Annotated in this window: 1 protein-coding gene; it reads right to left on the minus strand. The window is 62.3% G+C overall.

The features are described from left to right. On the minus strand, positions 1 to 954 hold a 954-nt coding region (locus tag KDL28_RS40070; RefSeq protein ID WP_252446710.1), incomplete at both ends, for a reverse transcriptase/maturase family protein.

A 954-nucleotide genomic window follows, 5' to 3' on the forward strand; every position in this document is an offset into this window, starting at 1 on the left:
GTCTTGTATTTGTTGGCCATCGTCGTCACGGTCGAGCGATGCTTGGCTGCCAGGGTTTTGAGCATGGAAGTCTTCATGACCCATTCCAGCCGGTCTAGTCGGAAGACATCGCCGGCGAGCAGGTAGTACTGGACGAGGCCCCGGTACCGTGATCCGTAGATGCCAACGATCGTGTGGTCGTCATGGTTGGTCAGCTCGGGTCTGTGCGCAGGTTTGCCGCGCGTGAGGTAGGGGGTGCACTTTGCCCGGATCACCGCCTTGGGCACGCGGAGCGCGACTGTGCCGTTGGCCGTGCGACGGCCTCTGGTCATTTTGCGGTCGTTGTGGAGGACGGTGATCTCGTAACCGAGGAAAGACGCCGCTTGGGTACGGGCGTGTGTGATCAAGGTCTTCTCTTGCGAGAGTTCCAGCTTGAGATCGTCGCGCAGGAACGCCGCGAGACGGTTCTTGATCTCCTCGGCTTCGGCCTTGGGTCCGGTGAACCCGAGCAGGGTGTCATCGGCGTAGCGTGCGTATCGCAGCCGCCGGTAGCCGGGATCTTGGGGATCCATGCTGGGCATACCGTGTAGCCGCTTGCGCAGTTCCCGCGTTGCGGTGTGATCGCCGCGTCGTCGGGCACGTCGCAGTGCTGATTCGGTCCTTCGGTAGACGGGGTTTTTGGCCCTTACTACGCCTCGGGTGTATTCCGGGATGAGAACCGTCTCGACGAACCTGTCCAGCCGATCCAGGTAGATGTTCGAGAGGACGGGCGAGGTCACCCCACCCTGCGGCGCGCCGGAGAGTGTGGCGTTCCAGACCCAGTCCTCCAGGTATCCGGCTTGGAGCATGTTGCGCAGCAGCCGCAGAAACCGGTTGTCGTGGATGTTCGCAGCCAAGGTCGACAGCATCACGTCGTGATCCAGCGAGCCGAAGCAGTCGGCGATGTCACCCTCGATGAACCAGGTCGTGCCCGTC

Origin of the sequence: Pseudonocardia humida, from assembly GCF_023898865.1 — a bacterium.
GTDB lineage: Bacteria > Actinomycetota > Actinomycetes > Mycobacteriales > Pseudonocardiaceae > Pseudonocardia > Pseudonocardia humida.